Below are 15800 nucleotides of genomic sequence, written 5' to 3' on the forward strand. Positions count from 1 at the left end.
ATGGAGTTATTAGAATCAAAGCAAAAAGTTGATATTTTAAATACTCTTAATAATCATGTTAAATCTCAAATTATATTTTACGCGTTAGAGAATGGGGCAATACAGAAGGTTCATTTCTCAAGGCTATATCCTTTTGTTCAACGAATGCTTGGAATGGCAATGTTTCAAGAGATTATATATTTATTTGATAAAGAGGAAAATATGACAATTGCAAAGCAAGTTCTAAACATGCTAAGTAGTTTAGGTGAGGTTGCAAAATTGCCTAATGGTTACTATTTACCTTTGCCAGAGCGAGTGGTAGAGTTGCCGGTCTCAAAGAGGCAAGTTTTATTAAGTTCAACACAAGGTCGGGAAAAAAATACTAATTATATAGGAGTTGGAAGCGGATACGGTTCAGATGAGGTTGACTTGCCAAAGCTAATGTTAGAGGAATGGATGCCTTCTGTTGGAATAAAAGAGTTTTGTCAGATACTAAATCAATCTCAAGTGTGTAATTTATATGATAAACCAGATCAAATATTTATAGGTCGAAAAAAAAGGGAATGGATGAGTTATGAGAATGGAATATCTCAATGTAATGGTGCGGCTATAGTTAAATGCCATATAGCTCAAGGTCCAGCAAGTTATTATTGGCTGAAAAAAATTAGGAATCGGATAAGTTATTATAAGATTCCTAATGAGTATGTTGGCATAGCTAAATTTGCTTTAGAAAAACAAGCTGGAATTAGTAGGACAGCGGAATGTTTTGAGATAGATGCTACATTCTTTAAGGTGAAATTCTTCCATCGCATTCCTGAAAACGAGCGGAATATGCTTATGTTATTTGGGTTTCCAGAGAATGTGTATGATCCATTTTCCTGGATTATACCTACTGTACACTATGGCGACTTTGTTTACGTTATTAATAGATTAGGAATGAAAGTTGATTCTCCATCTATCACTAGTAGGTAAAAGTTTTTTTGTTTCATAGTATTTGATAAATGTATAGATAATAAGAGAGGGGAAGGGAATTTGACTGATTATACGATCAAATCGATATCAAAACGATTGCACCAAAAGCTTCAAGAATATATTGAGGCCCAATACCCAATAAGTGAAACGTCTTTATTACTTGAGCGTAGGAGGTTATTAGAATCCCAAGGTGTTATTTCAAAAGAGCCATATATAGAAGCTACACCGGTATACGAACCAGGTGAGATATATACGGATATTAAAATGCCTAAGCATTGTCAAGAAATGATGATGTCCCTTTCTAAAATGATTCCTGATGTAGGCGTATTCCCGCGACCTTATGTTCATCAAAAGGAAGCTTTAGAAGGTTTTCTTGAGGAGAAAAAAGATTTAGTTATTGCAACAGGGACTGGATCTGGTAAAACAGAATCCTTTTTACATCCTATTTTAAATTCATTATTGGATGAGGGATATAAAAGACCTGAACAATATAAAAGAAATGCTGTAAGAGCATTAATTTTATATCCAATGAACGCTTTAGTGAGTGATCAAATTACGAGGCTACGAAAATTGTTTGGAGATAAAAGGGTTTCTAATTATTTTGAAGAGAAATGTGGAAGACATCCTTTATTTGGAATGTATACATCGCGTACTCCATATCCAGGAGAGCGTACAGAAAAGAAAGATAAATATCAACTTGCTGAAATTATTAAATACTACAATGAAATTGAAGAGAATGATCCAAATTTAGGAGAGGAAATGAAGAAGAGGGGAAAGTGGATAGCAAAAGATTTAAAGAAATTTAGTCGTGGTAAGCGTGGTGAATGGGAATCAAAATATGTAACGATTCCTGGTGATCGAGAACTTTTTACAAGACATGAAATGCAGCAAACACCTCCAGATATTTTAGTTACGAATTACTCGATGTTAGAGTATATGTTAATGCGCCCTATTGAACGTTCTATATGGGAAGAAACAAAAGAATGGTTAGCACAAGATAAAGAAAATAAATTTATTCTAGTATTAGACGAAGCTCATATGTACCGTGGGACAAGTGGTGCTGAAGTAGCCCTACTAATTAGGCGTCTGCAAGCTAGGTTGGGAATTGATCGAGATCGCTTACAATGTATTTTAACGAGCGCAAGTTTAGGTAGTGACAAGGATGATAATGCAGCAACTGAATTTGCAAAGCAGTTGACAGGAAAAGCAGAAACAAGGGAATTTAAGCTTATTAAAGGTACAAGAGAGAAGCGGAAAGCGGGACGTATAGGTACAACGGAAGAAGCAAACATATTTGCCAATATAAATAGTGATCTATTTACAAAAAGAATTTACCAATATCGAGGGTTAAAAAAACATTTGGATGAATTATTAATGCAATTAGATTGGGAAGAAACGCCTTATGATATTGAAGATTTATCTTCATATTTGTACAAACAGTTAGATGGTTTTGGTCCGTTAGAAACTGTTATAGCTTCTATAAGTGGAAACGCTAAAAAGTTTACAGAAATCGCAGAAAGTATATTTCCAAAAGTAGAGAGAGAAGTTGCTGAGAAAGCTACTAGTAATTTACTGATGTTAGCAAATGCAGCAAAAGAAAAAGGAAGAGTTTTATTACCAGTTCGGATTCACTTGTTCTTCAAAGGGGTCTCGGGGATTTATGTTTGTACAAATGCAAGCTGTAATGTGAAAAGGAAAAATGATGAGCAGTCTTTACTAGGGAAAATGTATGATTCGTCAAAATTAAAATGTAGTTGTGATGACGGGGCAAGGGTGTATGAATTATTGACACATCGAAAGTGTGGATCCTCTTTCATTCGTGGGTATGTAGCGAAAAACAACCAAAACTATTTATGGGCAGAGAAGGGTTTTGGAATTGTTGGGGATGAATTGACAGAAATACATTTGTTAGTAGAAAAGCCTCATTCAAAAGTTTGGGATAGTTCTAATCCACCTAATCGTGTTTGGTTAGATATTAAGACTGGCTTCTTAGCATACAATCAACCGAGTGAAGAGGAAGAGTATTTACAGCTATATATTCCGAATCAGAAAAGTCAAGGGAAGAAGAAAAATAAAAAACAAGCTGTAATTACTTTCGATCAATGTCCTTGTTGTATGAGGAAAATAAATGGTACACTTCAAGATTTAAAAACAAAAGGGGAGCAACCATTTGCCAATATAGTTCGCGAGCAATTTATGTTACAACAACCTATTAAAAAAGATAGTAGTTTGCCAAACGAGGGACGTAAAGTTTTGCTATTTTCAGATGGTCGTCAAAAAGCAGCGAGGCTTGCTCGTGATATACCATATGAAGTAGAACTAGATTCTTTCAGGCAAGTAATACTATTAGCGGCACAAAAGCTAATTAGTGGGGATGAAGAAGCAAAATTAAGTGGCTCGTTATATACTGCTGTTTTGGACGTAATAGATAAACACAAGGTACATTTTTTTGAAGATGAAGATAGAAAATCTATTATGAAGAATGTACAAGTATTTAAAGAAAATTTTGATGATGATTATGACGAGTTAATTGATGATGGTGATGTGGAAGTATTAAATAGATTTAAAACCGAACTGTTACGCCAAATTTGTCATCCATTATATTCAATATACGCTACTGCAACAGGATTTATTGAGCCGATGGAAAAAGAAAAAAGGAAGATGAAAAAAGCATTAAAAGAAATTTTGAGTGAAAGTGATATTTATACAATTATAGCAGTGTTTATCCAAGAATTATTAGATAGTGTAGCAATTGATACAACTATTGAACCTCATGAACGTATTAAGGTGAAGGGATTTAACCAAGGGACTTGGGGAGTAGATAGAGGTTATAGATCGAGAAAGCTAAATAAAGTTATTGATATGTATATTGAAAAAGAAGAGGAAAAGGAGCAAGTTGTTGAAACACTTTATAAATTATGTGTAGAACATGAAGCGAAATGTTATTTAACTCCTAAAAAATTGAAACTAGTACCTGGAATTGAAGTGGATTGGTATAAGTGCAATCGTTGTAAGGAATTGAATATGGTTGTAGCAAAAGGGAAATGTATAAATTGTTTATCTGATGAAATTGAAATACTAAGTCCTGAGAGCACAATTTTAGATTCAGAAAAAGGATTTTGGCGCTCTCCTATTAATGGGGTTATAAATAAAAATGAGAAAATTTCTAATTTAACAGTTGAAGAACATACCGCACAGTTATCTCAAAAGGATCCGAAGGTTGCACTTGCAACAACTGAAGAGTATGAACTGCGTTTTCAAGATATTATTTTGAACGATTTAGACGGAGCGGTAGACGTATTAAGCTGTACAACGACTATGGAAGTTGGGGTTGATATTGGTTCATTAACAGCTGTTGGATTGAGAAATGTACCACCGCAAAGGGAAAATTATCAACAGCGAGCAGGACGAGCGGGACGCCGTGGTTCAGCATTATCGACAGTACTCACATATTCTCAAGGTGGTCCTCATGATCATTATTATTTTAAACAACCGGATATGATAATTAGTGGTGCGAGTAGGAAACCGATTATATATATTGATAATGAAAAAATTGCTAAACGTCATCTAAATGCGTTCTTTATTCAAACTTATTTTCATGAGCATGTTTTAAAAGATGGTAGAACAGATGGTGTTTTAAATAGTTCTCTAGGAGATACAAAAGCATTTTTTGAAAGCTCATCACTCCCAAGTATGGATGGATTTGAGGAGTGGTTAAAGTTTGTAACTAGCGATTTACCTATTTATTCTCCTGTGATTTTTAATATTATCCCAGATGAGGTTATTTCGAAGATGGAAGGCTCAGAAACAGCTGCTATAACATTAAAAATTAAAATAATAAAGGAAGCTGCCTCTCAATTAATTAATGATTTACGAGAAAATTATAAGGGAATTAAACATACCTTAATAGATATAGAAGATGAGGATACTGAGCATAATTCTAATAATAAGTTTTTAGATTTCTTATTTAATCATGGTATGTTACCTACATATGCTTTTCCAAAAGATTTGAGTAGTCTTTATATTGAAGAATGGGATCATATTTCAAAAAAGGTAATCACAAAACAGAGGCCACAACTGGAAATAAATAGAGCTTTGAGTGAATACGCTCCAGGAAAACAAGTTGTTGTAGACAAAAAAACATATAGGATAGGCGGTATTTTTGTCCCAACCCCTAGAAATCGATTAAAACCAGCAAGAGATTTGAAAATAGAAGGATTGAAGGAGGTCACATATTGTGATTCTTGTTTATTTGTATCATTAGATGAATTTGATAATACTCAATGTCCTGTGTGCTGCAGTAAGCTGAAAAAAGACTCATTTCTAAGACCAACTGGTTTTTCTCCAGAAAAGGGTAGAGAAGTAAGAGAAGGTGATAGAGAACAAGAGTTTACATATGCGATGCCGCCTCAATTACCAATACCAGTGAGTGAAGAAGGTTTAAATCTAAATACTTTTGAAGATTCCTCCTTACTAAAATATACAAATGCTTTAGATAAGAAGCTTATTGTTATGAATAAAGGTATAGATGGGAAGTCGGGATTTGAAATATGCGTAGATTGTGGTGCTATTTGGGTAGCAGGAGAAAAAGAGCGTAAACCTTTTCATGATGTCCCTTATCGTTTGAAAAAAGAGTTTGGTCAAAAAGAGTCGCAATGTAGAGGAGAAACACGAAAAGTATTTCTTGGAAATGTATTTCATTCGGATTTATTATTACTACGGTTACAATTTGGTAGTGATATAGATTTTAATTCTGAAAAACAATGGGTACATGACGGGTTAAAAACAATAGGAGAAGCTTTAGTGTTGGCAGCAAGTAGAGTCCTAGATATTGACTATAATGAGCTATCGGCAGGCTATCGTTTGTTGCCATTATCTATAGGTGGAGCGGATATATATTTATTTGATACACTTTCAGGCGGTGCTGGATACGCTCATATTGCAGGGACGGTATTAAAAGAAATAATAAAAGAAGCTCGCTATATTTTAGCTGATTGTGAAAATAATTGTGAAAAATCATGTTATAAATGTTTGCGTCATTATGCGAATCAATTTTATCATAATCAATTAAATCGTTTCGTTGCATTGGAACTACTTGATTATGTAGTAAGCGGGACTTTAAAACAATTATCATTAGAAGAACAAAAAGAAATTTTAGCACCTGTTAAAAGAATGATGGAGATTCATAATGAAGTATACGAAGAAATTGAACAAGACGGTAAGTACTTTATAAAGAAAGCTGATGGACATCTTATAGGTGCCAAAAATAATATAGAGTGTAAAATAGAGAAGCAGAATAAAATACCAACCAGATATGTTTCAGCCTATGAGGTATTATATGATCTGCCAAATGTCTACTTAGGCAGTGCAGATGTAAGTAAAGTGATGAGTTAAACAGGGTAGAGAGATTTTATTAATAAGTGTAAATGAAAAACAGGTATTAGGATTGAACTAACAATTCTAATACCTGTTTTTGTTTAGGTGGAGATTGGTATAAATGTCTAAATTAGATCCACATATTTTCTAGTAATTTCTAAAAGTGACGTAAATAATGCCTATTAACTTGTTATTCTTAAGATGTTAATTATTTGAAATTTTATTTAGATAATACTAACCATAACCATGTTCATTATTTTGAAGAAAGAAGTTGATAGGATGTCTCGAGAAATAGATGAATTTTTAAGAACTTATACAAAAGCAATTGAAGAATCGACAGCTGCGGTCTTTGCTGGTGCGGGGCTTTCAAAACCAGCAGGGTTTGTAAATTGGAAAGAGTTATTAAGAGATATTGCGGATGAAATAGGTCTCGATGTGGATAAAGAAACGGATTTAATTGGAGTAGCCCAGTATCATGTTAACGAAAATGGTGGCAATAGAGGAAGAATAAATCAGGTTTTAATAGAAGAATTTACAAAAGATACTTATGTGACAGAGAATCATAAAATACTAGCCAAATTGCCAATTCGAACATTCTGGACAACAAACTATGATCAATTGATAGAAGATTCATTAAAGAGTGAACATAAGAGGAGCGATGCTAAAATTACTCCGGAAAATTTTGCTACAACAATGCCGAATTGTGATGCTGTTATATATAAAATGCATGGTGATATTACACAAGCGCATCAGGCGGTTCTAACTAAGGATGATTATGAAAATTATAACTTAACAAGGCAAATATTCACAACTGCTCTTCAGGGAGATTTGGTTTCAAAAACCTTTTTGTTTATTGGATTCAGCTTTGATGATCCTAACCTTGAATATATTTTAAGTAGAATTAGAATTTTACTAGGGAATAATCAACGCCCACATTATTGTTTTATGAAAAAAGTTCAAAGAAGTGAATATGAAAAAGAGTCTGATTTTTTGTACGCAGAAATTAGACAGGAGCTTAAGATTAAGGATTTAAAACGTTTTAACATAAAAGTACTATTAGTAGAAGAATATAGTGAAATTACTGATGTACTGAGAGTATTGGAAGTTAAGTCGAAACAGAAGAATATTTTTATTTCTGGAAGTGCTTCTAATTATGGGGATTGGGGAGAAAAGCGTTCCTTCGAATTTGCTAGTTCTTTAAGTAAACAACTTATTCGAAATGGTAATAATATTGTTACTGGTTTTGGATTAGGAGTAGGTAGTTGTGTATTATCAGGTGCTTTAGAAGAAATATACAAAGTAAGAACTAAAAGAGTAGAAGAAAGATTGATATCAAAGCCTTTTCCTCAAGCTGCTGCTGCTGAGGTTGATTTAAGAAAATTATGGACTATCCATCGTAATAATATTATAGATAATATTGGTATTTCGATATTTATGTTTGGTAATAAGATAAACGAATCCAATGGTGAAGTTCTTGATGCTGAGGGGGTTATAGAGGAATTTAACATAAGTGTTGATAAGGGTTCAATGCCAATTCCTATTGGAGTTACTGGGTTTACTTCAAAAAAGCTGTGGGAAACAGTAATGGGCGATTTTAATAAATACATCCCTGACCAGAAATTAGAAAAATATTATCGTGTTATCGGGAATGACGAATGTAAAGACGAAGAGGTTATCCGAAATGTAATTCACATAATAAATCATTTGAAAAGAAGTAAATAAATTTTTAGAATAGGAGATTTGGAAAATATGGCGCGTAAGACGTTTATTTCGTATAAATATAGTGAGGCTCGAGACTTAAGAGATGATATTCTTGATGCATTAGGAGAGGACGCACAGTACTATAAAGGGGAAACAAGTGATTCTCCAGATTTAACTGATACAACAACAGAAAATATTAAGAAGAATCTACGTGATATGATATATGAAACTTCTGTATCGATTGTAATTATTTCTCCTAGTATGATTGATAGTGAATGGATTGATTGGGAGATTGAATATTCATTGAAAGAAATTACGCGAGCAGATAGAAAATCTAGGACTAATGGTATTGTTGGTGTGATTATGAAGCACAATGGTGGTTATGGATGGATTGAAACTAATCAAAAGAATGCGGATGGTTGTACTTCAAGGGTCCTTAGTAATAGCAAACTCTACAGTATTATATCAAATAACAGATTTAATTTAAAAACTCCAGAGTATACATGTGGAAAATGTAAAACTGTTAATTCGTTAACAGGATCGTATATATCCATAATAAATGAAGACGATTTTTTAGCAAATCCAAGTAAGTATATTGAAAATGCATTTGAGAAAAGTCAGGGAATTGACAAGTTTAATATTATAAAATCTCGATAATTAATATAAAAGGGCGCGTGTTTTAAATATTTTAAACATGGCTTTAGCCACAGCATATCATAAGGGTATTTCTTCATAATCAATGATCCCTGGATAGCGAATGTCTCTTTTGAACTCCTATCAAATTAAAAGTCAAATTAGGGGATATGTAGCGGAAACCAAAGTGGAGGGGAATGAAATTATGAAATTTAGATATAGTTCTATGTATATTAGAGAAGAAATTAGGTCTATAGAAGATTTGGTAAAGATATTAAATCCAAGTGTAATCCAATTACAATTAGATACTAATATTTGTATATATCTTAGAGAGTTTTATAGGACACCTAGTAAGACAATAGTAGATGAAGTACTTTGGTATGAATTGAAAAAATTTTTTATGCATATTGAACAATATAATGTATCCATTGATTATTCTCTAGGAGTAGAGGAATCCTGTAGGAACCTTAATAATTTTAAAATTAATTATGAGAAGTTAGATGAAACAGTTGATATTTTAAGAGATCTATTCAAAATGGATTTTCTACAAATAATCGAACATAGTAAATTAATTCAATTTTCGGAACCTGTAAAAGATAAGTCAAAACGAAAATTATCTAAAGCTGAAAGTTTAGAGCAAGAAAGTTCATTTCAAAATTTGATTATTTTAAGTTATGCATGTTTACTTAAATTATATTTGATTTATAATGATGTAACTGAATCTTCTAATGTAAAAAAAATGATTAATTATATTGATTTTCTAGCTAATGAAATCAATATAATGAGTTTAACTCATGTAATTTATGGTAATTTATTATTGAGTGGTCATCCTAAGGCTGTAAGATTAATCCATCCGAGTAAAAAAACTATTCCACACTTTATACATGGAATTTGGAATGCTGCATTAGACCTTACGTTACCTACACTAGTGAGTGGAAGATTTAGCTCTGCGAAAAAGGTTCCAGTGTTTGTAACAAGGGATGAATTACTTTGGTTAATATTTGATTCAATGAAAATGAAGTATATGTTTAGTGGTAGTGAGAAGTTTACTCATCCGCCTTTTATAGAAATAGATTTTTCTAAATGTAATTGGAATATGGACGAAATGGAACAAATAAATAAGCATTACAGTAAGATTCAAGAAAAACGTTTATATAATTTTATTATACAAAATGAAAGTGTAGAAGAAAGATTAGATAAGTTAAGGAGCTTATGTTTAGTTCTTGAAAATGATGTGAAAGAATTTTTAAGTACTAAAAATGGGTGGAAGTAACGGAATATTATATAAAAAGCCTTTCTAATCGGTAAAAGAATGAGAGTGGTTTTTAGAGATTTATATATAGTGGATTTGAAAAGATTGAATGCTCTCCTCTATCCTGAAGTAGGAGAAACTATGTATTATCTTGATATTTCACAAATTAATTTAGAAAGTATGATAATAGTTAAAAGGCATAAGTTCACTATCCGAATTTCTAGCTCTCTTCACAACCGAAGAAGAAAACTATATAAAAGAAGCAATCCAGCAGTTTAACCCCTAGTTAAACTGCTTTTCCATTATAATAGAAGAAAAACCAAACGGAGGAAAATCCCATGCCAACCTACAACAAACTAATCCGAAACAAAATCCTACAAATAATAAAAACCAACGGAAAAACACCCACAACAAGAATTCTACCCGAAGACGAATACATAAAAGAAATCTGCAAAAAAACACAAGAAGAACTAACCGAATATCTAGAAGCAGACACAAAAGAACATAAACTAGAAGAACTATCCGACCTACTAGAACTAATAAACGCCCTAGCCGAACACGAAGGCACGACACTAGAAGAAATCAACAGCATCCGTAAAAAGAAAGCAGAAGAAAGAGGTGGCTTCTCAGATCGAGTGTTTTTAATCGAAGTAACCGATAACTAGCCCCTTGCAAGCCCCTACCAAGTAATAAATCACTAAGAAAAAACATAACAAAACAAAAACACCAACAAACACCGTAGTAGGAGTCGAAAAAAATTTTGAAATAACACGCCAAAAACCCAGCCCTCCTTCCTATATATAGTACAAAGAGGAATTTTCATTTTTGAATGGAGACGGGAGGAATTTGGGTGGCGGTGTATCGTACTGTGCAGGTGAATTTTTGGCAGGATGATTTTGTTTTGGATTTGACGCCGGAGGAGCGGTATTTTTATGTTTACTTATTAACTTGTTCGAAGACGACGCAGTGTGGGATTTTTCCTTTTCCGAAGCGGTTAGCGGAGATGGAGACTGGTTATAATCGGGAGACTGTTGATAAGCTTGTGCAGCGCTTTGTTGATTATGGGAAGATTCTTTATGATGCGGATACTCGGGAGTTATTCGTTTTAAATTGGCTTCGTTATAATCCTGTGACGAATACGAATGTGGAGAAGTGTGTGCTTCGTGAGCTTAAGGGTGTGAAGAATAAGGAGTTTGTACATATGTTTCTTCAGAAGTGCGCCGAGGAGGAGCTGAATGTTCCGATGCTTTTAGCACATTTCGGTATGCCGAGTGATTTGGCTGTGGATGATGTTGAGCCAGTTTGTGAGGAGACAGAGGAAGAAGAGGTTATAGAGGAAGAAACGGGGAGTCGCGTGTTTTCTTTTTATGAGCAGCATTTCGGTAGTTTGTCTCCGCATACAGTGGAGGAATTGAGTGCGTGGATGGATGATTTGTCAGAGGAGCTTGTGCTGAAGGCTCTTCAAATTGCATTTGAGAATAATAAGCGGACGGTTGCTTATGTGAAGGGCATTTTGAGAGGGTGGCACGGGAAAGGATTTACGAAAGTATCTGAGGTTGAGGCGGATACGGCGAGCTTTAGGAAGAAGGAGTCGTCTGTTAGCACGGGGGAGACGGAGGAGTTTTTGGCGAGGTGTGAGGAGTGGGAGAAGAATGCGCCGTCTGAGGAAGAGTTGCAGCGCTGTTTAGCGGAGCGCGGGTGGCGTCCATGAGTATTCAAAATGTGGAGGCAGAAAAGACGGTGTTAGGTTCTCTATTACTTGATGGAGAGCTTATTAAGGAGTGCCGTTTGACGGAGCAGTATTTTTCTTTGTCGGTGCACAAGTCTATATTTCAGTTAATGCGAAAGATGGAAGATGAGGGGCAACCGATTGATCTTGTGACGTTCACTTCTAGAGTGGACCCGATGTTTTTGAAGGGAATCGGGGGACTGGAGTATTTTATAGGGTTAATGGATGGTGTGCCTACAATTGCTAACTTCTCTTATTATGAGGGGCTTGTTCGAGGTGCTTGGAAAATGTATCAGGCGGGTGTTCTCGGGCACAAGATGGGAGAGCGTCTTATTGCGGAGAAGAATGAGGAAATTATTGGTGAGACGATTACGGCACTTTGTGAGTTAGAGGAAAAGGACTGTGTATGTGAGTTTGATTTGAAGGATGCGTTAGTTGATTTATATGAAGAGCTTCATCAAGATGCGAAAGAGATTACGGGTATTGAGACTGGTTATATATCGCTGAATAAAATGACGTGCGGATTGCAGGAAGGTGATTTTGTCGTTCTTGGTGCGCGTCCTTCCATGGGGAAGACTGCGTTTGCGCTAAATGTCGGACTGCATGCGGCGAAGTCTGGAGCGGCGGTAGGATTGTTTTCATTAGAGATGAGTAGTAAGCAATTGTTAAAAAGGATGGCGTCTTGCGTAGGTGAAGTGTCAGGAGGTAGGCTGAAAAATCCGAAGCATCGTTTTGCGATGGAAGATTGGGAAAAGGTGAGTAAGGCGTTTGCGGAGATTGGTGAACTGCCGCTTGAGATTTACGACAATGCAGGCGTTACGGTGCAAGATATTTGGATGCAAACTCGTAAGTTAAAGAGGAAGCACGGTGATAAGAAGGTTTTAGTTATTGTAGATTACTTGCAGCTGATTATGGGCGATCCGAAGCATAAAGGCAATCGGTTTCAAGAGATTAGTGAGATTTCGCGTAAGCTTAAGGTATTATCGCGTGAATTAAATGTTTGTGTAGTAGCGTTGTCGCAATTGTCTCGTTCGGTAGAAGCACGGCAAGATAAGCGACCGCTTTTATCTGACCTAAGAGAGACAGGACAAATTGAGCAAGATGCGGATGTCATTATGCTTATGTATCGTGAAGATTATTACGATAAGGAAACGAAGCAGAAAGAGATGACGGAGATTCATGTGGCGAAGCATCGGAATGGACCTGTGGGCAGTTTTAAACTGCGATTTTTGAAGGAGTTTGGGCGGTTTGTGGAGAGGATGAATTAAGTGTTGGGAAAATAGCCGACTATTTTTATATGAAAAAATTATTAAGTTTAATACGCAAATTTTTTGATTTAAAGGCTCTTTAGTATATAAGTGTATAAAAATATTAAGTTAGTGTATTGGAAAAAATGGGGTTCATGTTTATGAAAGAAAGCATTATATTTTTGTATGGGATAACAGAGTATGAATACTTGAAAACTTTATAGGATTGTTGAACAAGAATTACAAGGGTGATGCATAACGAAGATGTATCACCTTTTATTTTTTATGACGTTTTAGGTATTGATAATTTGTAATAAAGTTTGATCAAATGTCCTATATTGATATGCAGGGTTTTTACTTTTTCAGCAAGTGGGTTATTTGTTGAATGGTTAAATACCTATTATTTTGCTGCGGTGAATATACTGGAGGGTATGTTAAGACTTTCATTAGGATAGGAGTGAATAAGTAATTATGAAACAAGCGATACGCGTCCTTATTTCTGGTGCGAGCATTACCGGTCCGGCACTCGCTTACTGGCTTCATCGTTATGGCTTCGACGTGACTGTAGTAGAACGCGCACCCGCATTGCGCTCTGGTGGATATGGGGTTGATATCCGTGGTGCAGCTGTTACGGTGCTTGGACGGATGGGTATACTCGATCAAGTTCGTGCAGCTGACACAAACATGACTGGTGTTTATTTCGTGAACAGCAAAGGTGAGGTTGAAGGTCAATTAAGTGAAGCAAGTCTAGCGAACCAGCATGGTGTGGACATCGAAATCATGCGTGATGATTTGAGTAATATTTTATACGATTTAACTAAGGATACAATTAAATACATTTGGAGCGAGTCGATTACTGCTATACATGAAAATGAAGCAGGTGTAGAAGTCCAATTTATTCATGAAAAGCCACAGACGTTTGATCTGGTCATCGGTGCGGACGGGCTACATTCTAATGTGAGGTCCCTGACTTTTGGTGATGAAGCACAGTTTAAACGTACACTTGGTTGTTATATATCGATTTTCACTCTCGAGAATTACCTTAACCTCGACCACCGCGTACTGCTTTATACAATGCCAGGAAAAACTGTGGGTATGTATAGCGCTCGTGGTAATACAGAGGCAAAAGGTATGCTCCTGTTCCAATCAGAGGCACTGGAGTACGACCGCTATGATGAAGAATCTCAAAAAAAACTTGTAGAAAATGCCTTTGTAGACCATACAGAAGACTGGGAAACTTCACAGATACTTAAAACTATGAAAGAGGCGAATGACTTTTATTTTGATGAGATTTGTCAAATTCACATGCCAACATGGTCAAAAGATCGAATTACATTGGTAGGTGATGCAGCGTATGGCCCATCACCTCTATCAGGGCAAGGTACTAGTCTAGCACTTGTCGGAGCTTATGTATTAGCAGGTGAACTCAAAAACGCGCATGGTGATCATTCCCGTGCCTATGTTGCTTATGAGAAAGAGATGAGAAAGTTTGTTGAGAAGAATCAAAAAATAGGAAAACTAGCTGCTGGGAGCATGGTTGAAAAATCGAACTTTAAAATCTTTCTGCGCAATTTCATGTTACGAGTACCAACCCTTATGGTCGTACAGTTTAAGATTATCTCGAAAATGGTAGCGAAAGCCGCTAACGGAATCGAGCTAAAAGACTATTGATATGAGTATTTAAGAAAAGAGCTTTGTCTCCATGATTTATATTACCGCATGAGATTGATTGTGATAGCTGTTCTTGAAAAGACTGAAAAATCGATAAATATAAATGAGATAATAAAATGAAAAAATTATTTGATAGGGGGAAGTTTTAAGCTGCGATTTTTGAAGGAGTTTGGGCGGTTTATGGAGGGGAAATAGTGAAAAGGATCGAGTATGGCTTGCGAATAAAATAAAGCATAAGTGTTTCATTTCATTAGCTTATGCTTTATTCTTTGATTCTTTTAATATACTCCTTATTTCCCCATAAAGAAGGATTTTCTCTCTGTAGTAATCCATTTCTCCAAATCATCTTGGCTACGTCGGACAAGTCGATTCACTAAAACATCATGCCATACATAATCCTCTAATAGGTATATATGAACGGGGTCATCTGTATAAAAAGCAACATTGCGCTCTTCAAGTGATGGTCCATAAATCATCTCTTTAGAATCTATCGATAAAATAAACCAATGTTCTGTAGAGCGAGTTTCTGTATAAGGTGTGATACGATGGGCTTCTAGATTTTTAATTGGATCTTCAACATGCAGGGTAATGCCTTGTACTGTAACTTTATCAGCTACCTCAGATAGTTCCTCTTTTAATGCTTCATACATCTCATCCCACATTGAAATGACAATACGTTGTTCTGCTTTTTTTATTAATGCCTGACAATAGCTAATGATTGTTTTTTTGTCTTTTAACGTAATCACTCGATTATCCGTTTTTTCCTCGGAAGTTTCTAGTTTTTTTAATGAATCACTGATTCCTTCATAAGTAGACTGCCATTCTGATTGAGCCTTTTGTAAAAAGATTTCAACAGGTAGAGGTGAATAGCGAGTGGTGTCATTTATTTCTTCCTTCATGACAATTCCTTTTTCTACAAGGTTACCTAAAATCTCATAAATTCGCGCTCTTGGGACACCTGAATCCTTACTCACTTGATAGGCTGTGACAGGCCCCTGTTTAACAAGAGATACATAAGATTTAGCTTCATATTCATTAAAACCCATTTTTTTAAGCTGTTGCACTATGTAGTCCACTTTTTTCGTCCTCCGATGTTTGCTTTTATCCCGCTATTTGCCGGGCAGTAAGACTCCCACCTCAAAATTCAGCGGAAGCAAAGAAGTTAGGTGGGGATCGGGCTGCCCGTAAAAGCCCGATTGGTTCAACTAATAATCAGTGGGGGATGAACAAAACCCCCCAC

At 35.4% G+C, this 15800-nt stretch carries 10 protein-coding genes and 1 pseudogene; 10 read left to right on the plus strand and 1 reads right to left on the minus strand.

The window, feature by feature from the left end; genetic code table 11:
- The 10 genes and pseudogenes from J0835_RS04935 (at position 1) to J0835_RS04980 (ending at position 14560) form a co-directional block, all read left to right on the plus strand.
- Positions 1-951, plus strand: coding sequence for a hypothetical protein (locus tag J0835_RS04935; RefSeq protein WP_087979624.1), 951 nt, complete (start codon positions 1-3; stop codon positions 949-951).
- 60 nt (positions 952-1011) lie between these two features.
- Positions 1012-6345 carry a DEAD/DEAH box helicase gene (locus tag J0835_RS04940; RefSeq protein WP_087979625.1) on the plus strand — a complete coding sequence of 1778 codons (5334 nt, stop codon included), beginning with the start codon at positions 1012-1014 and terminating at the stop codon, positions 6343-6345.
- Positions 6346-6606: 261 nt separating this feature from the next.
- Entirely contained in the window at positions 6607-8049 is a 1443-nt protein-coding gene (locus tag J0835_RS04945; RefSeq protein ID WP_242250112.1) for an SIR2 family protein, read from the plus strand.
- A 27-nt stretch (positions 8050-8076) separates the two neighbouring features.
- Positions 8077-8685 carry a TIR domain-containing protein gene (locus J0835_RS04950; RefSeq protein ID WP_087979627.1) on the plus strand — a complete coding sequence of 203 codons (609 nt, stop codon included), beginning with the start codon at positions 8077-8079 and terminating at the stop codon, positions 8683-8685.
- A gap of 181 nt (positions 8686-8866) precedes the next feature.
- The gene (locus J0835_RS04955; protein ID WP_087979628.1) at positions 8867-9934 is read left to right on the plus strand and encodes a hypothetical protein; all 1068 of its coding nucleotides are present in this window, start codon (positions 8867-8869) and stop codon (positions 9932-9934) included.
- 108 nt (positions 9935-10042) lie between these two features.
- A pseudogene (locus tag J0835_RS04960) lies at positions 10043-10199 on the plus strand (MerR family transcriptional regulator); the annotation flags it as partial.
- A gap of 52 nt (positions 10200-10251) precedes the next feature.
- Positions 10252-10578, plus strand: a complete 327-nt coding sequence (locus J0835_RS04965) for a nucleoside triphosphate pyrophosphohydrolase (protein WP_087979629.1) — start codon at positions 10252-10254, stop codon at positions 10576-10578.
- Positions 10579-10763: 185 nt separating this feature from the next.
- The gene (locus J0835_RS04970; protein ID WP_087979630.1) at positions 10764-11624 is read left to right on the plus strand and encodes a DnaD domain-containing protein; all 861 of its coding nucleotides are present in this window, start codon (positions 10764-10766) and stop codon (positions 11622-11624) included.
- Positions 11621-12910 carry a replicative DNA helicase gene (gene dnaB, locus J0835_RS04975; RefSeq protein WP_140386684.1) on the plus strand — a complete coding sequence of 430 codons (1290 nt, stop codon included), beginning with the start codon at positions 11621-11623 and terminating at the stop codon, positions 12908-12910. Before J0835_RS04970 ends, dnaB begins: the two co-directional genes overlap by 4 nt.
- 450 nt (positions 12911-13360) lie before the next feature.
- Positions 13361-14560, plus strand: a complete 1200-nt coding sequence (locus tag J0835_RS04980; RefSeq protein WP_087979632.1) for an FAD-dependent monooxygenase — start codon at positions 13361-13363, stop codon at positions 14558-14560.
- Positions 14561-14850: 290 nt separating this feature from the next.
- Here the strand turns inward: J0835_RS04980 and J0835_RS04985 are convergent, their stop codons facing one another.
- Positions 14851-15636: a TrmB family transcriptional regulator gene (locus tag J0835_RS04985; RefSeq protein ID WP_087979633.1), complete on the minus strand. Its 786-nt coding sequence runs from the start codon at positions 15634-15636 to the stop codon at positions 14851-14853.
- Positions 15637-15800 lie beyond the last annotated feature (164 nt).

Origin of the sequence: Bacillus cereus group sp. Sample62, from assembly GCF_036851315.1 — a bacterium.
GTDB lineage: Bacteria > Bacillota > Bacilli > Bacillales > Bacillaceae_G > Bacillus_A > Bacillus_A wiedmannii.